This is a genomic window from Clostridium sp. 16K-1-R1, assembly GCF_023921145.1.
GTDB classification, from domain to species: Bacteria; Bacillota; Clostridia; order Clostridiales; family Clostridiaceae; genus Sarcina; species Sarcina perfringens.
The window spans coordinates 2,314,359-2,336,790 of record NZ_CP046515.1; the positions used below are offsets into that span (position 1 = coordinate 2,314,359).

31 protein-coding genes are annotated in these 22,432 nt (G+C 27.6%); all 31 read right to left on the bottom strand.

Going from position 1 to position 22,432, the window contains the following annotated elements; all coding sequences use genetic code 11:
• Positions 1-5: 5 nt before the first annotated feature.
• The 31 genes from GOM42_RS10180 to dapF all read right to left on the bottom strand — a co-directional run bounded on the left by GOM42_RS10180 (position 6) and on the right by dapF (position 22,347).
• Positions 6-458: an arginine repressor gene (locus tag GOM42_RS10180; RefSeq protein WP_003451580.1), complete on the bottom strand. Its 453-nt coding sequence runs from the start codon at positions 456-458 to the stop codon at positions 6-8.
• A gap of 22 nt (positions 459-480) precedes the next feature.
• Positions 481-1,311, bottom strand: coding sequence for an NAD(+)/NADH kinase (locus tag GOM42_RS10185; protein ID WP_003458666.1), 831 nt, complete (start codon positions 1,309-1,311; stop codon positions 481-483).
• Positions 1,312-1,395: 84 nt separating this feature from the next.
• Positions 1,396-2,211: a TlyA family RNA methyltransferase gene (locus GOM42_RS10190; protein WP_003458690.1), complete on the bottom strand. Its 816-nt coding sequence runs from the start codon at positions 2,209-2,211 to the stop codon at positions 1,396-1,398.
• Positions 2,212-2,222: 11 nt separating this feature from the next.
• Entirely contained in the window at positions 2,223-4,082 is a 1,860-nt protein-coding gene (gene dxs / locus GOM42_RS10195) for a 1-deoxy-D-xylulose-5-phosphate synthase (RefSeq protein ID WP_003458746.1), read from the bottom strand.
• 20 nt (positions 4,083-4,102) lie between these two features.
• Positions 4,103-4,975, bottom strand: coding sequence for a polyprenyl synthetase family protein (locus GOM42_RS10200; protein ID WP_003458680.1), 873 nt, complete (start codon positions 4,973-4,975; stop codon positions 4,103-4,105).
• Positions 4,965-5,192, bottom strand: coding sequence for an exodeoxyribonuclease VII small subunit (locus tag GOM42_RS10205; protein WP_003451121.1), 228 nt, complete (start codon positions 5,190-5,192; stop codon positions 4,965-4,967). Before GOM42_RS10205 ends, GOM42_RS10200 begins: the two co-directional genes overlap by 11 nt.
• A gap of 18 nt (positions 5,193-5,210) precedes the next feature.
• On the bottom strand, positions 5,211-6,413 hold the full coding sequence (gene xseA, locus GOM42_RS10210; RefSeq protein ID WP_003458744.1) for an exodeoxyribonuclease VII large subunit: 1,203 nt from the start codon (positions 6,411-6,413) through the stop codon (positions 5,211-5,213).
• 1 nt (position 6,414) lies between these two features.
• A complete protein-coding gene (locus GOM42_RS10215) occupies positions 6,415-7,248 on the bottom strand; it encodes a bifunctional methylenetetrahydrofolate dehydrogenase/methenyltetrahydrofolate cyclohydrolase (protein ID WP_003458738.1) in 834 nt (277 codons plus the stop codon).
• Between the two features lie 48 nt (positions 7,249-7,296).
• Positions 7,297-7,704 carry a transcription antitermination factor NusB gene (gene nusB / locus GOM42_RS10220; protein WP_003451187.1) on the bottom strand — a complete coding sequence of 136 codons (408 nt, stop codon included), beginning with the start codon at positions 7,702-7,704 and terminating at the stop codon, positions 7,297-7,299.
• Between the two features lie 118 nt (positions 7,705-7,822).
• Positions 7,823-8,212, bottom strand: coding sequence for an Asp23/Gls24 family envelope stress response protein (locus GOM42_RS10225; RefSeq protein ID WP_003451410.1), 390 nt, complete (start codon positions 8,210-8,212; stop codon positions 7,823-7,825).
• Positions 8,213-8,296: 84 nt separating this feature from the next.
• A complete protein-coding gene (locus tag GOM42_RS10230; protein ID WP_003451536.1) occupies positions 8,297-8,794 on the bottom strand; it encodes a SpoIIIAH-like family protein in 498 nt (165 codons plus the stop codon).
• 25 nt (positions 8,795-8,819) lie between these two features.
• Positions 8,820-9,425: a stage III sporulation protein AG gene (gene spoIIIAG, locus GOM42_RS10235; protein ID WP_003451336.1), complete on the bottom strand. Its 606-nt coding sequence runs from the start codon at positions 9,423-9,425 to the stop codon at positions 8,820-8,822.
• A gap of 14 nt (positions 9,426-9,439) precedes the next feature.
• Positions 9,440-9,997 carry a stage III sporulation protein AF gene (spoIIIAF, locus tag GOM42_RS10240; protein ID WP_003468981.1) on the bottom strand — a complete coding sequence of 186 codons (558 nt, stop codon included), beginning with the start codon at positions 9,995-9,997 and terminating at the stop codon, positions 9,440-9,442.
• A gap of 7 nt (positions 9,998-10,004) precedes the next feature.
• Positions 10,005-11,177 (bottom strand): stage III sporulation protein AE, encoded by a 1,173-nt coding sequence (gene spoIIIAE / locus GOM42_RS10245; protein ID WP_003463484.1) that lies wholly within the window; start codon positions 11,175-11,177, stop codon positions 10,005-10,007.
• A gap of 10 nt (positions 11,178-11,187) precedes the next feature.
• Positions 11,188-11,574 carry a stage III sporulation protein AD gene (gene spoIIIAD / locus GOM42_RS10250; RefSeq protein WP_110016141.1) on the bottom strand — a complete coding sequence of 129 codons (387 nt, stop codon included), beginning with the start codon at positions 11,572-11,574 and terminating at the stop codon, positions 11,188-11,190.
• 87 nt (positions 11,575-11,661) lie between these two features.
• Positions 11,662-11,859 carry a stage III sporulation protein AC gene (gene spoIIIAC, locus GOM42_RS10255; protein WP_003451671.1) on the bottom strand — a complete coding sequence of 66 codons (198 nt, stop codon included), beginning with the start codon at positions 11,857-11,859 and terminating at the stop codon, positions 11,662-11,664.
• Positions 11,860-11,934: 75 nt separating this feature from the next.
• Positions 11,935-12,450: a stage III sporulation protein SpoIIIAB gene (gene spoIIIAB / locus GOM42_RS10260; protein ID WP_003458670.1), complete on the bottom strand. Its 516-nt coding sequence runs from the start codon at positions 12,448-12,450 to the stop codon at positions 11,935-11,937.
• Positions 12,451-12,596: 146 nt separating this feature from the next.
• Positions 12,597-13,481 (bottom strand): stage III sporulation protein AA, encoded by an 885-nt coding sequence (spoIIIAA, locus tag GOM42_RS10265; RefSeq protein WP_110016140.1) that lies wholly within the window; start codon positions 13,479-13,481, stop codon positions 12,597-12,599.
• 197 nt (positions 13,482-13,678) lie between these two features.
• A complete protein-coding gene (locus GOM42_RS10270) occupies positions 13,679-14,041 on the bottom strand; it encodes a CD1247 N-terminal domain-containing protein (protein WP_003458718.1) in 363 nt (120 codons plus the stop codon).
• A 113-nt stretch (positions 14,042-14,154) separates the two neighbouring features.
• A complete protein-coding gene (gene efp, locus GOM42_RS10275) occupies positions 14,155-14,712 on the bottom strand; it encodes an elongation factor P (RefSeq protein WP_003451649.1) in 558 nt (185 codons plus the stop codon).
• A 170-nt stretch (positions 14,713-14,882) separates the two neighbouring features.
• Entirely contained in the window at positions 14,883-15,230 is a 348-nt protein-coding gene (locus GOM42_RS10280) for a hypothetical protein (RefSeq protein ID WP_004456727.1), read from the bottom strand.
• Entirely contained in the window at positions 15,227-15,667 is a 441-nt protein-coding gene (locus GOM42_RS10285) for a hypothetical protein (RefSeq protein WP_057257475.1), read from the bottom strand. The genes GOM42_RS10280 and GOM42_RS10285 overlap by 4 nt, the downstream gene beginning before the upstream one ends.
• On the bottom strand, positions 15,627-16,238 hold the full coding sequence (locus GOM42_RS10290) for a hypothetical protein (protein WP_003481877.1): 612 nt from the start codon (positions 16,236-16,238) through the stop codon (positions 15,627-15,629). Before GOM42_RS10290 ends, GOM42_RS10285 begins: the two co-directional genes overlap by 41 nt.
• Entirely contained in the window at positions 16,213-16,563 is a 351-nt protein-coding gene (locus tag GOM42_RS10295; RefSeq protein WP_003475193.1) for a hypothetical protein, read from the bottom strand. Before GOM42_RS10295 ends, GOM42_RS10290 begins: the two co-directional genes overlap by 26 nt.
• 46 nt (positions 16,564-16,609) lie before the next feature.
• The gene (locus GOM42_RS10300) at positions 16,610-16,900 is read right to left on the bottom strand and encodes a hypothetical protein (protein ID WP_110016157.1); all 291 of its coding nucleotides are present in this window, start codon (positions 16,898-16,900) and stop codon (positions 16,610-16,612) included.
• A gap of 134 nt (positions 16,901-17,034) precedes the next feature.
• Positions 17,035-17,547 carry a type II secretion system protein gene (locus GOM42_RS10305; protein ID WP_110016139.1) on the bottom strand — a complete coding sequence of 171 codons (513 nt, stop codon included), beginning with the start codon at positions 17,545-17,547 and terminating at the stop codon, positions 17,035-17,037.
• Between the two features lie 19 nt (positions 17,548-17,566).
• Positions 17,567-17,995, bottom strand: coding sequence for a prepilin-type N-terminal cleavage/methylation domain-containing protein (locus GOM42_RS10310; protein WP_110016138.1), 429 nt, complete (start codon positions 17,993-17,995; stop codon positions 17,567-17,569).
• A complete protein-coding gene (locus GOM42_RS10315; protein ID WP_025648191.1) occupies positions 17,988-19,007 on the bottom strand; it encodes a type II secretion system F family protein in 1,020 nt (339 codons plus the stop codon). Before GOM42_RS10315 ends, GOM42_RS10310 begins: the two co-directional genes overlap by 8 nt.
• Positions 18,994-20,382: a GspE/PulE family protein gene (locus tag GOM42_RS10320; RefSeq protein ID WP_003458669.1), complete on the bottom strand. Its 1,389-nt coding sequence runs from the start codon at positions 20,380-20,382 to the stop codon at positions 18,994-18,996. The genes GOM42_RS10315 and GOM42_RS10320 overlap by 14 nt, the downstream gene beginning before the upstream one ends.
• A 98-nt stretch (positions 20,383-20,480) precedes the next feature.
• A complete protein-coding gene (locus GOM42_RS10325) occupies positions 20,481-21,512 on the bottom strand; it encodes a DPP IV N-terminal domain-containing protein (protein WP_003458660.1) in 1,032 nt (343 codons plus the stop codon).
• Between the two features lie 16 nt (positions 21,513-21,528).
• Positions 21,529-22,347 (bottom strand): diaminopimelate epimerase, encoded by an 819-nt coding sequence (gene dapF / locus GOM42_RS10330; RefSeq protein WP_003458678.1) that lies wholly within the window; start codon positions 22,345-22,347, stop codon positions 21,529-21,531.
• Between the last annotated feature and the right edge of the window lie 85 nt (positions 22,348-22,432).

Genomic DNA, 22,432 nt, shown 5'->3' on the forward strand with positions numbered 1-22,432 from the left:
CTTAACTATCCTTCTATCATTTCCAGTATCCTAGAAACTAGAGTTTCTGCTTTTTCTAAGCTTCTAACTAATATAAATATTGTGTTATCTCCTGCTATAGTACCAGCAATTTCACCTAAATGAAGGGTATCTATTGCCTCTGCTGCTGCAGATGCTGAACCTGATATTGTTTTAACAACAACCATCTTATCAACATTTTCTACTGAAGTTACAGTATTGGCTAATATATTGCTTAATCTATCAACCATTTCATTTTTTTCTTCTTCTATGATTGTGTATCTATAGTGTCCTTTATTATCTTGTTTTTTAACAAGTTTTAAATTTTTTATATCTCTAGATACTGTAGCTTGAGTAACATCAAACCCAGCTTTTTTTAATTCTTCCGCTAACTCTTCTTGAGTTTCTATCGCTGTTGATTTTATAATTTCAATTATCTTAGAATGTCTCTTAGATTTCATCTTCAACTCACCTTCATAATATTTATTCTATCTTAAACAATTTTTTCCTTAGTACCTTAAAATAACTTTTATTATCAAATGAAATTATTCTAAAAAACTCTTTTGCTTTTTTTATTAAAACTTCATTGTGTTTTTCTAACTTTAATGCTTTTTGACCATCTATTGTAACAAAGACATCTGATTCATTAATAAGAGGCTTAACTCTTACCTTGTTATTTCCATCTATTATCATAGGTCTTGAATTAGGTGTATGAGGACATATAGGGACTATTGATACTATTTGTAAATCTGGCATTATAAGTGGGCCTCCAGCTGAAAAAGAATAGGCTGTTGATCCAACTGGAGTAGAAATTATAACTCCATCCCCTTTAAAAGTAGCATAAAGTTCATCATTTATAAAGACCTCATATTGTGCCATTCTAGATAATGTTCCCCTAGCAACAACAATATCATTTAAAGCCCTTTCCTCTGAACAAGTTACCCCTTCTATAGTACAAGAAAGTAACATTCTTTCCTCTACTTTATAATCACCAACCTTTATTCTATATAAAGCTTCATCTAATTCGCTTATCTCAGCTGTAACTAAAAAGCCTAAATTTCCAATGTTAATTCCTAAAATTGGAGTATCTATAACTGTAGAGAATTTTCTAGCCACACCTAAAAGCGTTCCATCTCCACCAAGTACTATTAAAAGATCTAAAGCCATTAAATCTTTATAATCTCCCTTATAAAATTGGTCTATAACTTTTATTTCATCAGGATTTAGATATTCTTTAACCTTTAAAATAACCAAATTTAAAATTTCATTTTCTTTATCTTTTTCTTTATTAATTATAATTCCTATATTTCTCATGCCCCAAAACACACCTTTACTTTAACTATGAAGTTTATCTAAAGTAATTATAAAATTAATATTTCTTATTTAATAATTTAATTTTTATAAATCACTATGAGATTTATCTACAACTTCATCTATAATATTATAATCAAACTCTTCTGTATTGTTATCCTTCTTTAAATATATTAAATATTCTATATTTCCTTCTGGTCCTTTTATAGGAGAGAAATCAAGACCTAATATATTTAATTTGTGTGATAAAGCAAAATCAACAATTTTCTTAATTACTTCTTTATGAGTAGAAGCTTCTCTTACAACACCTTTTTTGCCAACCTTTTCTCTGCCAGCTTCAAATTGAGGCTTAATAAGTGCCATAACTTCTCCCTTATCATTTAAAAGATTAAGTACAGCTGGCAAAACTGTTGTTAGTGATATAAAAGATACATCTATTGATGCAAAATCACATAATTCTCCTATTTGCTCTGGGGTTACATATCTTACGTTAGTTCTTTCCATACAAACAACTCTTGGATCTACTCTAAGTTTCCAAGCAAATTGTCCATAACCAACATCAATTGAAAATACTTTTGAAGCATCATTTTGAAGCATACAGTCAGTAAATCCACCAGTTGATGCTCCAATATCTAAGCATCTCTTTCCTTTAAGGTCTATTCCAAAGGATTTAACTGCCTTATCAAGTTTAAATCCACCTCTACTAACAAAAGGTAGTTTTTCTCCTCTAAATATGATATTTGAGCTTACAGGAACCTTTTCTCCAGCCTTATCAACTCTCTTTTCTCCTATGAATACCATACCTGCCATTATATATCTCTTAGCTTTTTCTCTTGACTCAGCAATACCTTGTTCAACAAGAAGTACGTCAAGTCTTTCTTTTTTCTCTTTTTTTTCTGCCATAATTTTCTCCTTTAAAGTAATTCAATTAATGTGTTTTTTATTCCCTCTGCATCTAACCCATTAATTTTATATAAAATATCAGGCTTACCATGTTCTATAAACTTATCATTAAATGCTAATGTAACAATTTTTTCTTTATGTCCAATTTCATTTAAATACTCTAGAACGCCTTCTCCAAAGCCACCTTTTTTAATATTATCTTCAATAGTTACAATCTTAAATCCATCCTTTGATAAGGAATTTAATAATTCTTTATCTATTGGTTTTATAAAGGTTGCATTTATAATTAAAATATCTATATTTTTTTCTTCTTTTATTTTTTGTGCAGCAATCATAGCATGTTGAACCATTTTACCAGTAGCAACTATTGCTATTTTATCTCCCTCTTGAACCTTTTCCCATTTTCCATATTCTATTTTACTTAATGGTTTTAAATTAACATCAATATCTCCACCTCTTGGATATCTTATAGCTAAAGGTGCATTAAAATTACTTGCCCATTTTAAGATAACTTCCATTTCATCTATACACTTAGGTGCAACAATAGTCATATTAGGCATTGGAGATAAAAATGAAATGTCGAATATACCTTGATGAGTTTCTCCATCTTCTCCAACTAAGCCAGCTCTATCTAAACAAAGTGTAACAGGTAGCTTTTGTATGCATACATCATGTAAAACTTGGTCATAAGCTCTTTGTAGGAAAGTGGAATAAACCGCAAAAAATGGTTTTAAACCCTCTGCTGCCATTCCAGCAGCTAAGGTAACAGCGTGTTGTTCTGCTATTCCTACATCAAAAAATCTATCAGGAAATTCTTCTCTAAATTCCTTTAACCCTGTTCCATCTGGCATAGCAGCAGTAATTGCAACAACTTTGTCATCATTTTTAGCTAATTTAATCATTTCTTCTCCAAAGGTAGAAGAATAATTTCTACTTGCAAACTTTGAAATTACTCCTTCCCCTAAATCAAAAGGAGATACTCCATGATATTTATTAGGATTTTTTTCTGCTAATTCATAGCCTTTTCCTTTTTTAGTAACTGTATGTATTATAACTGGTCCTTTTATATTTTTAGCTATGCTTAAAACTTCATTTAATTCTCTAATATTATGTCCATCTACTATACCAAAATATTTTAATCCAATATCTTCAAAGTACATACTTGGTACAACAATTTTTTTAATACCATCTTTTAATTTTGAAAGAGAGTTCTTTACTCTTTTCCCAAAAGAAGTTGTATCTAAAGTTGATCCAATATCTGATTTTAATTTATTATAACCTACACCCATTCTAAGCTTATTTAAATAGGTTGCAAGTCCTCCAACATTTTTACATATAGACATTTGATTATCATTTAATATTATTATAAGATTATCTTTTCTATATCCAATATCATTTAAGGCTTCTAAGGCCATACCTCCAGTTAAGGCTCCATCACCTATAACTGCTATAACCTTATTATCTTTTCCAAGTAGCCTCTGTGCTCTAGCCATACCTGCTGCTGAAGATAGTGATGTACTACTATGTCCAGTGGCAAAAAAATCATATTCACTTTCTGTTCTCTTAGGAAATCCACACAATCCACCATATTGTCTTAAAGTATTAAATTTATCTTTTCTTCCTGTTAATATCTTATAAGCATAAGATTGATGTCCAACATCCCATATTATTCTATCTTCACTAAAATCAAAATTTTTAAACAAAGCTACTGTTAAATCAATAACTCCTAAGTTTGAAGCAAAATGTCCCCCAGTATTTGAAACACTTTCAATTAAAAATTCTCTTAAATCTTCAGCTAATATTTCTAATTCTTTCTCATCTAAATCCTTTATTTCTTTAGGATCAGTTATTCTCTGTAGAACTTCACTCATTTAAACCAAATCCTTTATTATTAAAATTTTCTCTCTAAAAGTTTCATGGTTAAAACTTTTAGAGGCTCTGTATTTCCTTCTATTGAACTTAATATCTCTATACATTCCTCAGTTATATTCACGCATTTTTTCTTACACTCTTCTAATCCAAAAATGGTTATATAATTATTTTTATTGCTTTCTTGGTCTTTGTGAACATTCTTCCCTAAATCTTTTGCATTTCCCACTACATCTAATATATCATCTTTTATTTGAAATGCTAAGCCTAACTTATATCCAAAATCCTCTAATTTTTTAATATCTCCCTCTGAAGCTTCTGCTAAAACCGCTCCAGACATTATTGAAGCTTTTATAAGTTCTCCAGTTTTCTTTAAATGCATATAATCTAATTCTTTTAAAGAAATTTCTTCCTTATCTTCATTTATTATATCAACAATTTGACCACCAATCATTCCATCTGATCCTGCTGCATCTGCAATTATTTTAGTTGCCTTTAATGCACTTATTCCTTCTTCTAAAGAATAATCAACTAAAATTTTCATAGCTTCATTTAAAAGAGCATCTCCAGCTAAAACAGCAATAGCTTCTCCAAAAACCTTATGATTTGTAGGTTTTCCTCTTCTTAAATCATCATTGTCCATACATGGTAAATCATCATGTATTAAAGAATAAGTGTGTATCATTTCTATGGCCATTGCAGGTGTTAATATTTTTTTATAATCACTTTTATAAATATAGTAAGATAAAAGCATTAAGATTGGTCTTATTCTTTTTCCTCCTACGTTTATGCTATATGCCATTGAATCATATAAAACTTTATTGTATTCTCTATCTTTATTAAAATAAGCTTTTAAAGATTGATCAACTTCCTCTTTTAAGCTATTAATATTCATTGCTGTATCCTCCAAAGTCTTCCTCTTTTTCATCTTCAACAACCTTTATTTTGCCTTCTAAAGTGCTTAGCTTCTTATATAGTTTATTTACTATTTTAACGCCATTTTCATAGCTTTTTATAGACTCTTCTAAGGTTAAATCTCCATTTTCCAGTTGCTTTACGATTTCATTTAATTCACTAACCATACTTTCATAATTAGTTTCTTTTCTAGCCATTTTATCTCTCTTTGCTCCTTATTCATTAATAATTTTTATATCTATATTAACGGAACCATCCTTCATTATCACTTTTACCATATCGTTCTTTTTTAATTCACTTACTTCGTTAATTACTTTATCTTTTTTATCCATTATTACTGAATACCCTCTTCCTAAGGTGTTTAATGGATTTAAGGTTTGTAATATGCTATTTAAAGCAATAAGTTCATCTTTTGCCTTATCAATTTTTCTTTTTCCTAAAAAGTTTAACTTTTCTTCTAAGGAATTTACTTCTTTTATTCTTTTTTCAATTATATGCTTAGGATTATTACCTTTTAATCCTTTGTGTAATAAATCTACATCTTTCTTTGCATTTAAAAATTTTCTGTCAATAGCTCTATGTAAGAACTCTTTTTTATTTAATAAATCATTTATCATTTCTTGTAATGACGGTGATACTAACTCTCCTGCTGCTGATGGTGTAGGTGCTCTCATATCACTTACAAAATCACTAATAGTAAAATCTACTTCGTGTCCAACAGCTGATACAGTAGGTATTCTACTATTAAATATCTCATATGCTAAGTCTCTATTATTAAAAGTCCAAAGTTCTTCAATAGATCCTCCACCTCTACCTAAGATGATAACATCAACTGATTTCTCATTATTAAAATATCTAATACCCTCAATTATTGAATCTGCTGCATTTTCTCCTTGAACCTTAGCTGGATATAAAATAATATCTAAAGATTTATTTCTTCTTTGTATTACGTTTATTATATCCCTTACTGCTGCTCCAGTCCTTGCTGTAATTATTCCAATTCTCTTAGGGAATTTTGGTAAGGCTCTTTTGTATTTTTCATCAAAAATTCCTTCTTCACTAAGTTCTTTTTTTAATTTATGAAATTCTTCAAAAAGTTCTCCAATTCCTGCTTTTTTAATATTTTCGCAGTAAAGCTGATAAGTTCCTTCTTTATGATAAACACCTAATCTAGCCTTTATTTCTACCTTCATTCCTTCTTCTAGTCTAAAATCTAAATTAACTGCATTATTTTTAAACATAATGCAGTTAACCTTGCTATTTTCATCTTTCAATGAAAAATAAATATGACCACTTGAATGGAATTTTAAATTAGATATTTCACCTTTGACATTAAGATTCTTTAATATAAAGTCATTTTCAACTAACTTTTTAACGTAGTTATTAACTTCACCAACAGATAATGTCTTTAGTTTCATTCTAATCTAACTCCTTACAAACATTTTTTAAAAGAAGAGTCGTAGTTAAAGAACCTACTCCTCCTGGAACTGGTGTAATTAATGATGCTTTTTCATAAACATCATCAAAATTAACATCTCCCGTTATTTTACCATTAACCTCACTAGTTCCTACATCAATAACAACCGCTCCTTCTCTAACATAAGAAGAATCTATGAAATTAGCCCTTCCAATAGCTACTACTAATATGTCAGCTCTCTTACAAACTTCTTTTAAGTTCTTAGTTCTTGAATGACATACTGTTACTGTAGCATTTTCATTTAAAAACATTTGAAAAAGAGGTTTACCAACTATATTACTTCTTCCAATAATAACAACTTCTTTTCCCTCAATTTCAATGTTATAAGCTTTTAAAAGAGTTATTACACTGTTTGGTGTGCATGGCATAAAACACTTCTCACCCTTATAGAATCTACCTACACTTACCTCAGAAAGACAATCTAAGTCTTTATCTGCATCTATTAAATTTGTAACTGCTCTCTCATCAATATGTTTTGGTAAAGGTAATAAAAGCATTATTCCATTTACACTATCATCTTTATTTAACTCTTCTATCTTAAGTTTCAGATTTTCTTCTGAAATACTTTCATCTAATTTTATCTTCTCAAAGTCTATTCCTAAATTATTAGCTAATTTTTCTTGGAAGTTTTGGTAATATACTGAGCCTCCATCATCCCCAACTAGTATAGACGATATTTTTAAAGACTTTCCAGAAGCTTTTAATTCCTCTGTATAACTCTTAATTTGCCCCTTTATGTCTATAGCCACTGTTTTTCCGCTTAAAATTTTATCCATTACCTGCCCCTCCAAATCTTATAATTCTAGTAAAAATAAATTTAGCCCCTATTGCATATTCTTATATACTTTATCTAAAACTCCATTTATAAATGAAACTGATTTATTATCTGAATATTTTTTACATAACTCAATAGCTTCATTTATTGATACCTTTCCTGGTACATCCTCTGCAAATAATATTTCATATGTAGAAATTCTTAAAATTGATAAGTTAACCTTTGAAATTCTGTTTAATTTCCATTTTACAAGTTGACTTTCTATTAAAGAATCTAACTTTTCCTTATTTTCTTCTATTCCTAATAATCCTGATTTTATGTATGCTAGATCTAAATCATCCTTAGAAATGTCCTCGTTCTCCATAAAAGAATTGAAAGTTTCTAATGCAGTTTCTGAAGTTATTTCCATTTGGTAAGCTAATTGTAATAAATATTCTCTTGATTTTACTCTATTCATTATATCCTCCTATGTTTTGAAAATACTCTATTTAGTATTATTGTCTTAATTTATATTATTAATCATATAGTTAATGATTTAACACAATGAAACACCCTCTGAAATCAGAGGGTGACTACTATTTTTTTAATATTTCATTTTTATCTTCTTCTTTTAAGATAATTATGTTTTGCACATATATGTTCACTAGTGCCACCTTAAGTCCAGTTATAGCTTCAACAGTCCTTCTTACGTTTTCCTGCACTTGAGAAACTACATCAGGGATCTTAATTCCGTATTGAACAGTAACACCAATTTCTATAACTGCTTCACCATTCTCCACATTAACCTTAATGCCCTTACCTAAACTTTTCTTTGAAAATTTATGTCCTATTCCAGTGCTATTATTGTGATTTATCTCAAGTATTCCGTCTATCTCAGATGCAGCTATACCAGCTACGACACCGATAACTTCATCAGATATATTAACTATACCTAAGTTAGCTTCATCTCTATTCATTTCATTCATAAAGCTGAACCCTCCTACTAATCTTCACGAAACTTAATTAGTTATAGGTTCATTATAGCAAATAACTAATTACAATACAATTAATTATTTTTTTTCTATATCAACGTCATATACTTTTGATACATTCATAACTATATCTTGGATTTCAACCATTTTCTCTTGAGTTAACTCTTCATTAGTCTTAACTACAACCTTAGCATTATCACCATCTATAAAACATATTACATCTTCATAACCTTTGCTCTTTATACTAAGTTCTATTCTTGTTTCATAATCTCTTGCCATAGTTTTTTCAGTTAATTCTTTTTCAGCTTCTTCTTTTTGTTCTGCTGAAGTGTTCTTATCTTCTACTATAGCTTTTAAGTTATCGATAGTTTTAGAATCTTTTTGTTCTCTTAAATTTCTTGATTCATAAAAATAATTTGAAGATGTTTCAGTTGCATTGTCATCATTTTCTCCAAAAGCTGTAGGAACTTCTCCCATACTCTCTTTAATTTGATTGTTAACTCTAGTTGCTAGAACGCCAGTACAAACTATTAATGCTAAAAGTGTTAAAATTATCCCTGCTTGTTTTCTGTTCATAATGAACCCCCCATAAATTTTAATTTTATTTTTTCATTGCTAATACATTTACCTTATCAACACTTATGTTATATAAGCTTGATATCGCTTTTGTTATTTCATACTTTATCTTGCTATCTTCTGCACCTTCAGCCACAACCATGACTCCTAAAACTTCTGGCTTTTCTGTTTTTAATATAACTGGTTCACTTCCATTTGAGCTATTTGACATAACTATTTTATCTCCATCAGTTTCTTGTGAATTAACCCTTGTCCCTCCTTCACTATCAGTTTCTTCTGTAGTGCTTTTTTGAGAAGAATTATCTACAGCTGGTACTTTTACTTCACTGCTTTGAAAGTTTATTACTACATCTACTGATCCTACTCCATTTATTTTTCCTAATATCCTCTCTAAATCTTTTTCTTGTTTTTCTTGATAACTTAAAACTTCTGAATCTTTTTGACTATTACTATTCATATCCTCTTTTGATACTTTTTCTAAATTAGTTTTCTCACTTTTAGTTATATTGTTTACACCTGTAAAATATGACACAACTAAATAAAACATTATAACTAATAAAAGTAATATTATTAAATTAGTAATATTCTTCTGTTTAAAAAGATTAGCTATTTTCTCCTTTAACTCATGCATCTTTATACCCCCTCCTAGGCATATGAAACAATTATATTTTCATGAGAAATTTCAAGTTCCTTTTCAACAAACTTTTCAATTTTTTCTAAAAAAGAATCCTTTTTCTCTTCTTTATTAACCTTTTCTTTTCCAACAACAACCTTATCTACTTTTTTTACTTTTTTTTCATCTAAAACTGTAATTTCTGCTTTTTCTATATTAAATTTCACTTCATCAAAATCTATTTTCCCAATTAAATTAACCTCAAACTCATTCTCATAGAATTCATCTTTTAATGACTTTTCTAAGTTTTTCTCAACACTTTTTAAAATTGCTTCTTCATCATATAATGACTTTTTTTCCTCATCAGATCTTGTAACATCACTTATTTTTTCCTGAAAAACAGTTTCATCTATATCCTTATTCATAGTTAAAAGCCCTATTATTGGTGATAGCATTACAGAAAGTATTATTAATGAAAATGCAAATTTAACATGTTTTTTTATTGAAGAATTAGGTAAAATTATATGAGCAATAGATATAATGACTATAACAACGCAAAGGGTTGAAATCCAATTTTTTAAAAGTTCCATCTTATTTCTATCCTCCTACTATAAAATTACCTGCTGTAGCCATCATAGATGCCATAATAAAGAACATTATGCTGACACTTATTATGCATGACATTATCATAAATAAGGCTTCTCCAACGGTTTCCACACTGCTAGAAATCTTTGAATCAACAACAGGCTCAATAACCGCGGAGGTAAGTTTAAAACATATAGCCATAAGGCCTATTTTTATTATTGGATAAATTACAATTACAACTAGAACTATTACTCCTAAAGAAGTTATTACACTTTTCATAGCTAAGGAATATCCTGCTACTGTGGTTATTGCATCTGAAAATGCCTTTCCCACTATAGGCACAAAATTATCTACAGCAAACTTTACTGTTTTTACAGCCACTGCATCTAAAGTATCTGCCGTCATTCCTCTTAAAGTTAATATTCCAACAAATATTGTTAATATAAACCCTTGAGATATCATAACAACCTGTTTTATGAACTTACACATTCTATCTATTTTAAATTCGCTAGAAAGATTATTAACAAACTGTAATGTAAAGTATGCTAATATTAGTGGGAATAAAAAGTATGTGTAAATTCTAGGAGTTATAGAAACTGCCCCTAGTACTATGGGGTCTATGGTAACAGCTGATGTTACTCCCCCTGAGGTAGCTATAAGCATTACAATAACTGGAACAATAACATTCATAAAATCTATAATTGAAGTTAAGACTTCCTTTCCTAAGTTAAGAGATATAAAGAAACTTTTAGTTAAAAGCATTATAAGTAGGGCATAGCAAGCAAAAAATGCTATCTGTGTTACTCCCTCTTCAATATTAAAAGCATCCTGTAAATTTTTAAGTAAAGCACTTAAAAGAGCAATTACTAATATTGAAGCGATAAACTTTAAAACTATGTTAAGTTCTCTAAAGATATAACTAAGTATTGAAGCACCTATTTTCTTTAAGGTTATTGGATCTTCTCCACTTTCTAAATAATTCATTATATATTCCTTAGCAGACATATTGCCTAATATATCTTCTTCTGTTTCTAAATTATTTATATAATCATAAAATCTTTCTATTCTCGAGTCATTGTCTATTTTTTCTTTTGAACTCTCTAAGTTATCATTCGCCAAAACTTTTAAGTTAAAGCAAAATACAAAGATAAGAGATAATAATATTATGTTTATCAACTTTTTCATATCTTAGCTCCTACATTATACTTAAAATAGAATTCAAAATATTAGCCATTATTGGTATAGCTAATAATAGAATCATAATTTTTCCTGTAAACTCTACCTTCTTACCTAATACTGTGACCCCTGCATCATTACATATATAACTACAAAAAGTGGAAAGATATGCTATGGCAATAATTTTCATAACTATAGCAATATATGATGAATCCATTCCAGACTCCATTGCTATATCCTGCATAAATACTATTATTTCATTAACATAAGGCATTACAAAAAGAAAAATTACTATGCCAGCTCCTAAAAGAAGAAAAACTGCAAAGGTGCTCTTATTATCTTTTAAAACTAGATATAAAAATAAACTTATTAGTACAAAGCTTATTACTTGTATAACTACATCCATATTTCATTTTGCCAGTAATCTTTTTCTTTATTTAAACCTTAGATTACTGTCATAGACACCTCCTTCTCAATGTATTTCATAAATCTATTAAAATAAAAACATAGATTTAACAGAAGAAAATAATCTACTTATAAGTTGAATCATCATGGTAAGTATTATGACTACTCCAACTATATTAGCTAAAGTTGCATACTCCTTTTTACCACTTTGATCAAGAACTTTATCTAGTATAACAAGCACTATACCAACTCCTGCAATCTGAAAAATCAAAGATAAATCCGACATATATGGCCTCCCCCTAAAACTTAACTCTTATTAAATAGTCCAAAAGTAAAATTTCTTTTCTAAAAATCTATTAGACTAAACAAGAAAAATAGCTATCATTGCACCTACTGCAACCCCTAAATACCTATATACCTTAGTGTTTTTATTGCACTCATCTTCAGCAATCTCTAATTCTATATCTAGCTTTTCCTTTGCTAAATTAAATATCTTAATTTGTCCCTCTACATTGGTTTCTCCTAAAGACTTTGAAAGATCTAATAAAATTTCAAAATCCTTATTCCTTAGATTCATTTCTTTCTTATGTTCATTTATACTTTCTTTAAAAGCCATATATACATTTTCCACTTCATTATTTTTTAATTTAAAAGAAATTTCATTAAATAATTCTTTTATTGGACTTTTAGCTTTTAAAGCTATACTCTCTATACTCTCTGGTAAAGGAGTGTAAGTATAAACAATATCATTTTCAAAATCTATTAAAGCTCTTTTTAACTCTCTAAGTTGGGAAAGTCTATTTCTAAATCCTTCTCCATACAGGTATCCAATTAAAGAACTAAGTAGAACTATAATAAGCAGAAAAAAAACTTTCATTTCCTCCTCCTATTAAAGATAAATTTTCTAGTAGATTTGTTATTTTTATACCTTTTATTCATTCTAATAAACTCAGTAGCACCAATTGAAAATAGGTATATTATTTTTCATAACCTACTAGAAAATTTAAAGATAATTTTATTATGTTAAACATTATATATACCCTCAATTGTTCCAATTCCTTTTTTTCCACTAAGAACTACAACTTTATTTATTATATTATTTTCAACAATCTCCCTAAAAACAGGTCTCCTATACAATTCTTCAACATTTCTTCCATGCAAGGTAGCTATAATACTAACTCCTGAATTATATGCCATCATTAATCCTTCCATATCTTTATAAGTTCCAATTTCATCACATATAATAACCTCTGGAGAAAGCCCTCTTACAGCCATCATCATCCCTTCACTTTTTATGCAGTTATCATATACATCAGTTCTCATTCCTACATTCATTTGGGGAATTCCATTGTAACAAGCAGCTATTTCGCTTCTTTCATCAATTACAACTGTTCTCTTTCCCTTAAAACCAATTTGAGAAATTCCATTAGATATATTTCTTGTAATATCTCTTAAAAGTGTGGTTTTTCCACATTTAGGTGGAGATATTATTAAAGTATTATTTACCCTGTTATTTTCTACTAAGCTATTCATTAGACTATTTGAACATCCTAATATTTCTCTACAAACTCTAATATTTAAAGAAGTTATATTTCTAATAGTTTTAATAGAATTATCTTCTATTACACATTGACCTGCTAATCCAACTCTATGCCCTCCTTGGATAGTTATATATCCTTGTCTTATATCTTCCTCAAAGGCATATAAAGAGTAGTTACTTATTTTTTGAATTATGGCTTTAACATCCTCTCTCCTTATTACATAGTTAAAAATTGTTTCTGTATTATCTAAAACTATGTTAAGAGGCTTTCCAACCTTAACTCTAATTTCTTGTAATTTATTTAAATTACTTTTATCTTTTAAACAAGAATTTATCTTATCTGGTAATACATCAAATATTTCTTTCAAAGTACCTCCTCTCCTTTCTATTTAAATCTATTACTTTACATAAGAAATTATTCTAATTATTTTTAAAATAATAATCTTTTTTGGAAACCTCTTCTTTTCTTCTATTTAAATTTATTACTTTACATAAAAAACTATTCTAAGTATTTTCTAATTTTTAGCAAAAAAAATAAACTGTACCTTTTATAAGGCACAGTTTATTAAACTTCAAATTCATTTCCACAATAAGGACAAGGTATACTTTCAGATCTGTTTAATATATCTTTTTCTATGTATATAGGCTTATGACATTTATCACAAACTACTTCACAGTATTCATCATCATATTCTTCAAGCTCTTCTAAAGTTAGCTCTTCAAAAAGTTCATCCTGTACTCCACTTAAATCATCATTTAGTAGATTTACATTTTCATCTAAAGTTTCAACATTAACTTGTAACTCTTCAATCTTATCAACTAAAGATGAAATTACATTAAGTAAGGAATCCTTAAATTCTTTATCTAACTCAGTGTTTTTATCCATAGCTTTAAGTAAGTTGCTAATGTTATTTTTAATATCCTTCACTGAAATCACTTCCTTATATTAAATATGCTAAGCTTTTTAAGCTTAGCATAAATTTATTTTTATCTATATTCACTAGATAAATTTGACTTAAATACATTTAAATCAAGTTTTTATTAAACTCTTTCCATGTACTCGCCAGTTCTAGTATCTATTCTTATAGTGTTTCCTTCTTCAACGAACATAGGAACCATAACTGTTGCACCAGTTTCAACAACTGCAGTTTTCATAGCTGTAGTAGCAGTGTTTCCTTTAACACTTGGCTCACACTCAGTGATTAATAACTCAACAAAGTTTGGAGCTTCTACTGAGAAAGCTTCTCCTTTGTAGAATTTGATTACAGCGTTCATGTTTTCTTTTAAGAATTTTATAGCATCTTCAACTTTTTCATGGTTTAAAGGAATTTGCTCGAAAGTTTCTTGATCCATGAAGTAGTATAATTCTCCATCTGAGTAAAGGTATTGCATTTCTTTTCTTTCGATTATAGCTTCTTGTAATTTATCAGTTGGGTTGAAAGTTCTGTCTGTAACACCACCCATTATAACGTTTCTTAATTTAGTTCTAACGAAAGCAGCACCTTTTCCTGGTTTAACGTGTAAGAAGTCTATAACTGTGTATACTTGTCCATCCAGTTCAAAAGTAGTTCCTTTTCTTAAATCACTTCCTGATATCATTAAGTATCCCTCCAAAATCTATTAATTCATTTTATATTATAACCCTTTAAGATAAATTAATACCCTCTAGAGTTACCTTGTTACTTATTTACTATTTAAAGTGTAAAACAACAATCATATTTTATCAAAAGCTAATAATAAATGCAATTATTTTCATTAAATTTACAAGACTATACAACCTTAAGCTCCAAAAAACACCTTAATTCTTCTGATTTTTCTATTTTATAATTTTTTATATTAATATTATTATTTTTTAATAAATTAACATAATTACTTAAATCCTCTAAAGAGCCTGTAAATAAAACTTTACCTATCCATCCCTCTTTATATTCTAATTGTAAAACAGTACAATCCTTATTTTCTATATTTTTTAATACTGTATTTAAATCCATTTCTCCTATAGAGTTTGTTAAAACTGGAATTTCATAATTTCTTAATTTAAAAAGCTCTATACCTTGTACTAATAGTATAACTATAAAAATAGTAGCTAAAGTTACATCTAATTTTAATTTTTTCACCTTAATTCTCCTTTTAATCTATAAGTATTATTAGATTCATTTAAGCTTATATCATAAACTCTTCCATTAATTTTATTAATATAATTAATAAGAGAATTTTTATAAATACTATTTACTTCTACTTCAAAACTTTTTCTCTCTAGATTTAAATTTAATATCTTTTCATCTTTAATTATTTCCTTTAACTTATTTATATCTTCTAAAAATTCCTTGTCTAAAGATCTCTCCCTATTAACTCCCCTTATTTCACTTAAATAATTTTTTATTTTATTATTTTCAGTCTTAATTTTCCCATAAAAAAATAGATTAAATAATAATAAAAGCAATATGTATATATTTAGCTTTTTCTTTATTTTTCTGTTATACTCCTCTACATATTCAATTGGTAAAAAATTTTTATATTTTTTGATATAAATTCTCCTCACCTCTAATCTCATTTAATTTTAAACCTTTAAACCATTCTTTTATTTCTTCCTTTAAATACTCTTTCTGAATTTTAAAAGTAAAGTCTTTTAAGGATACTCCAAAATCTTTTTCTAAACCTTTAAGGCTTTCCTCTATTACTTCAATAATATTAGAATCTTTTACACTCTTTAATAAAACTAGTTTACCTTTTATATAAATACTTATTTTTAAATTTTTAAGTTCAAAAGTAGCTTTCTTAAAAGATAATATATTCTTATTTTTAAGTTCAGGAAATGTTAAAGCAAAATCCTTTCTTTCATATAATAAACTTTTAAATCTTTCATCACATCCAATAAAATACACTATTAAAAATAAACTTTTGTTATATTTTAATACCTCGTAATGAACTAAGGGTGTGTAATTAAAAAATCTATCTCTTATAAGCTGTTCTATTTTTTCTTCAATATTACACTTTTTATCAACTCTAAGTGTTTCTATAAATATCTTTTCATTTAAAAGAATAATTTTTACTCTCTTATCCTTTAACTCCTTAAGTTTTGAAATATCATTTGTATCATTAATTACTAAGGTCTTTATTAACAAACTCATAATTTCCCCTTTTTGACAAGATAATATCATCATTTATAACCTTTATTTCATAGTAAGTATCCCTAGAAAGTCCACTTATTTTATCTTTATTTTTAATATTTAAAATCCTCGCTTTTTTACTATACTCAGCCTTCATATTATTCAAAGAAAATTTTAATTCTTGAAAAGTGTCCTTATTCAAAATCTTTTCTTTTAACATGTACTTTAAAAACTGTTCCTCTGAGTTATTTTTATCTATATTAGAACCTATTATTTTAAAACTTCTATCAAGTTCTTTTCTTCTTTGGAATGAATTATCCATAAGTATAGTAACTATCATGCTACAAATTAGTGAAACTAACATAACTTCTATAGACACAAAACCTTTACGCCTTTTCATAACAATAGATCCTCTCCTCTTGATTTTTAACCTTTAATTTTATATAAAATAAGTTCTTCTTTTCTACCACATCAAATTCTTCAACATTTTCTATTAATATATGATTACGGTTTTCTCCGCTACTTATATAATAAACATGTAATTTATCTTCTTTCTTTTCTATTTTATTTTCTTCTACAATACCCTTTCTCCAAAACTTAACTACAATATAGTTTTTCTCTTTATTTATCTTTATATTTTCAACCATATTATCCCAAAACCTGTGATTTAAGTACATCTCTGCATCCAACAAGTAGTTTAATTCTTTCTCTTTTGGAATAAACCTCTTATATTCCTTAACATAAAAAATCAAATTCTTTGTTAAACTTAAGGTTATAATTCCTAAAGCACCTAAATAAATACATAGTTCAATTAATAAATATGCTTTTCTTCTTCTTTTTGCGGTTGATTTTCTAAATTTTGAAAGGATTTTTCTAAAAATTTGTATATTTTCACCTCCTTATTTTCACTTATATATGGTTTTTCATTTTTATAAATTATATTAATAATACTTTCATATTGATCAAAGTGGCTTATATTAATAGTCCATCCCAAATCATTATGATTTTTATTATGTAATATTAAATTTTTTCTAAGAAATTCTTTAATATCACTATTTATTAAGTCATTTATCTTTAAAGTACTTATTTTATATGTTCCACTATTAATACTTCTTAAATCTTCAAAGGATATATTGTGTTTTAGCTCCATAGCCAAAGAATTAATAATTTCTGCTACTTTTATTTTTTCTTTAATATAATAGTTGTTTTTAATATAAGTGCTATAACTTTTTCCTATTCCTAAGAAAAGTATTGATATTAATGCTAATGCTAAAACCATATCTACTAGTAAATATCCTTTCTTTTTATTAATCTTATCTTCCATAGCTATATTCCCTCATAAATCACTTAACATTAATTTTCCATATACCTGGAACTATGGTTATTTCTCTTTTCTTATTATTTTTATCAATTATTGTTATAGTTCCAGCTATACTGATCATCCCAGTCTCATTTATAGTAATTAAATTATCTCTATTAAAACTTACTTTAACTCCATTTAACTTTAAAGAGGTAGTTCTAAGAGCATTTTCATAAATTAATTTATTGTCTAAAATATCAAAAATTATTTCTCCATATAGATTATCTTTCTTAGATAACTGTTTTGCTTCCATTAAAAAATCATGAATCTTACTTATTTCTCCTTCAACTTTTAATTCATACCCCCTATCTTTTATAATCATAAATGATGTTGGTATTGCTAAAATAAGAGAAGTTATTCCTAGGTATATTATTACTTCGCTAAGGGTAAATCCTTTTCTTTTCCTATACATATTTCATGCCCTCAAAGGTCGGTACTAAAACTAAAAGCATCATAGCTGAAATAACAAAACCTAATATAATAAACATTGCTGGCTCTATTTTCCCAACAGTTTTATTCAGTGCCCTATCAAAATCTTTTTCTCTTATTTTTAAAAGCTCTTCAATATTTTTACTAAATAATCCACTTTCTTCTCCTGTTATTAAAAATCCCTTTGATACATGAGAAATAACATTTATTTTCCCAATACTACTGCTTAAAGTAGTCCCTTTTATTAATTCTTCATTTATGCTTTTAATATATTTTCTAAGCTTTACATCACTTAAGCTTTCTCCAAATACACTTAAAGAATTATTTAGGGATATTCCACTATTTAATATCATGTTTATTAAAAATAATATTCTAATTTCATAATACATTCTGTATACTTCTATCTTTTCTAAGATTTTTTCAGAGGGTATTACTTTAAAGAATAGATAAAGCGAAATTAAGGCACAGGAAAAATAACAAAAAACTATTACTTCAACATTAGGATTTTCTTCTACAAAGTTAATATAATTATTTAATAAAGTCATAATTTTAGAACCTTCAATTTCCCTTAACTCATACATATCTACAAACTGTGGCAAAATATAAGTTACATAACCAAAAATCATAATAATTAAACCTATAAGAAGTGAAACTGGATATCTAAGAGATTTAATAATTTTATTCTTTATTTCCTTTTCAGCTAATATATTTCTAGCACACTTTTCTAGAACCTCTTCTAAGTTTCCACTTTCTTCTCCAATCTTCATCATATCCTTCATTAAATCTGGATATAAGTTACCTTCCTCCTTAAAAGCCTTTGATAAAGCCTCTCCATTTAAAACCTTTTTCTCAATTCTCTTTAAGGATTCTTTGTATTTCTTATCTTTTACAGTGTTCTTTATTAAGTCTAATGATCGTCCTATAGGCATTCCTGATTTTACATATGTGCTTAAATTTAAGCATATGTATGAAGCTTCATCTTTAAACCCAAACATCTAACCCCTCACATTCTTTTAATAAGTAATATTCTTCTAAAGATATTTCTCCCTTTTTAACTAAGGTAAAACATGCCTTTAATAGTTCTTCTCCCCAAGTAATATCCTCTGTGCTTTTATATTCTCTTGGAAATATAATTTCACAAATTGCTTTTCTTCCATTATTACCTGTCCAATTACACATTTCACATCCAGTTCCCTTATAGTAAGCTTTTAAACTTAACTCTTCCCCTTTTAATTTCTCAACTAGTTCATTTTTAAGCTCTATTTTCACTTTACACTTTTCACAAATTTTTCTTACTAATCTTTGAGTTATTATTGAACTTACTCCTTCCTTTACTAAATATCCTTCTACCCCCATATCTAATAATCTATTAAAAACTTCATTACCACTGTTAGCATGTATCGTTGAATATACTTTATGCCCTGTTATAGAAGCTCTTATGGCAATTTTAGCCGTTTCCTCATCTCTTATTTCTCCAATTAATATAACATCAGGGTCCTGTCTTAATATATGCTTTAATCCATTAGCAAAGGTTAATCCAACCTTATCATTAACATTTGTCTGAGTTATTCCTTCTATGGTAAATTCAACGGGATCTTCTATGGTACTTATATTTATCCCTTCCTTATCTATTGAATTTAATAATGCATATAGAGTTGTTGATTTTCCGCTTCCTGTAGGACCATTTATAACCACCATTCCATGTTTTAATTTTAAAAGTTTATTTATTTTATTCTTTTGATCTTCCATTAAACTCAAATTATCAATATTCATAAACTCATTTTTCTTATATAAAATTCTAACTACTAATTTTTCACCAAAAGTACTTGGAATACTTGATATTCTTAAGTCACAATCATATCCATAATTTTTAAATGACACCTTCCCATCTTGGCATCTTAATTTATCGCTTATATCCATATCAGCTTTTAACTTTATCTTATTAACTAAATTTTCATAAAGATTTTTCTTTATTCTCTTAACTAAAACTAAAGTTCCATCTATTCTAAAGCGAATGTTAGCATATTCTTCTAAGGGTTCAATATGAATATCACTAGTATTTTTTTCTATACCTAAAGATATAAGACTTATTAATTCTTCCTCAATAAATTTATCCTTAGAAAAACTTTTTCCACCATAACAATCTTCAATTAAAATTTCTATTTCATCCTTATTTCCAATTACAAAGTTTATTTCTTTTTCTCTAAATAATAAGGATAAATACTCCCTTTTCTTTGATTCTTCCTTACTTGTATAAAAAAATATCTTACCTGAACTTTCTTTTAAGGCAATTAAATTCATCTCTAAAGCTGTATTCTTAGATATATTCTCCATTAGCTTCATATCTATATCTTTAATGGTATATTTCATATATCAACCTCCTCATCAGTAATAATTGACAAGGCATTTCTTTTTTAAACAAAAAAATTCTAGATTATTAAAAATTTTTAATAATCTAGAACTTTTAACTATTTTATAATAATATACTGCCCTTTATTGCTATCTATAAGTTTAATACTCTTATCCTTTAGATTATATCTATATAGTGCATTTTTTTCTTTACTATCATTAAATCCAAGAAAATATATATTATCTCCAGCAACAATTAACTTTGATTTCTCTGATATATTTTTAGGAAAATCATACACTAATCTATCAAGTTTATTATTTGTTATATCAATTGAATACAAGCTTCTTAATCCTTCGCCCTTTGTACCAATAAAATACACTACATTTCCTATTTTACATAAAGATTCTATTTCTCCAACCTCATTTGAAATAACAGATTCTTTTTTACTATCCAAATTATATATATAGCAATTTTTCTTGCCATCAATACTGCTTTGAGTATATAAAACAACTTGATCTTCAACTAAATCAATATAATCTATAAAAGCCTTAACAATTTGCTTTTCTAAAGTATATCTTCCATCTTTAATATTATAAATATATAGCCCACTTTGTCTTTTTTCTAGGTCAACACCATATAGAATTAATTGATCCTCATTAACAAATTTAACATTTTCCCCTGAAATAGCTAAATTCTCATTAAAATCAAATTCCTTAAAATTTTGTAAGTCTAAAACTTTGTATCCTATTTTATCCCCAGAATTATATCTATATAGAAGTTTAGTTCCCTTTGGACTAATAATTAATTCTTCTATATTTCCATCTACTGATATCTTATGTTCCTTAACTCCATTAGTTATTATTAAGTTTGTTCCCTTATCAGCAAACTCCCTATAAACAGCTAAACCTAATTCCTCACTATAAACTTCCATATGACCCTTAAGATCTAAATCAAGTTTTTTTAGTGAATCCCCTTCTATTTCGTAATACAAAACATCTTCCCCTGAAATTGTAGACACAATACTACAAGGAAGTTTTAAGTTTGTTCCCTTACTGTCCTCTTCATTAGACCCTTTACCGAAATTACATCCCGCAAGGGTTGTTGATAAAATAACTAATACTAATAAACTTAAAGCAGCAGCTTTCCTCATTTACTTACTTCCCTCTCTAAAATAAATATGTGCCATCACAAATAAATGACGCATTACCTATCATTTTTACTCCATCATCTTCAATATTAACTTTTAATTCTCCACCAGGAACTATTACCTTTACTTCTTTATCTACAAGACCTAATTTATTAGCAGCTATAACTGAAGCACAATTCCCTGTTCCACATGCTAAGGTTGGGCCTGCACCTCTTTCCCAAGTTCTAACTTCCATTGTATTTCTATCAATTACTTTGCAGAAGTTAACATTTGTTCCTTGAGGAAATAATTCATACTTTTCTATATCCCTACCACATTCTATAGGATATTTTTCCTCCTCAAATATAATAGTATGAGGAACACCCATAAGTAAAGATGTTATTTCAAAATTTCCATTTCCTACACTTACTTTTTTTTCTATTATTTCTTCATCACATAATGCTGGAATATTCTTTGGTTTAAAGTCTCCAAATCCCATATTTACATTGATACTTTTTACCTTATCATTCTCAATTTCTAAAAAGATTCTTTTAACTCCATCACCTGTTAAAACATCTAGCACATCTTTCTTTACTATTCCCTTCTCGTAGACATACTTAGCAAAACATCTTATTCCATTTCCGCACATAGCAGCATAAGATCCATCTGAATTTATTATTACCATTTCTATATCACAATTTTCATTCTTTCTAACTATTAAAATCCCATCTGCGCCAATTCCAAATCTTCTATGGCACATTTTTTGAGCAATTTCTCCCTCTTTACCTAAATACTCATTGTTTAAATCTTCTATAACTATAAAATCATTTCCATTTCCATGCATTTTTGAAAACTTCATATTATCACCTCAAATTACCTATTATTGATACTTTTTATTATAAGATGTATACTAACTGTAAGTTCAATCAATTTAGAAAGGAAAG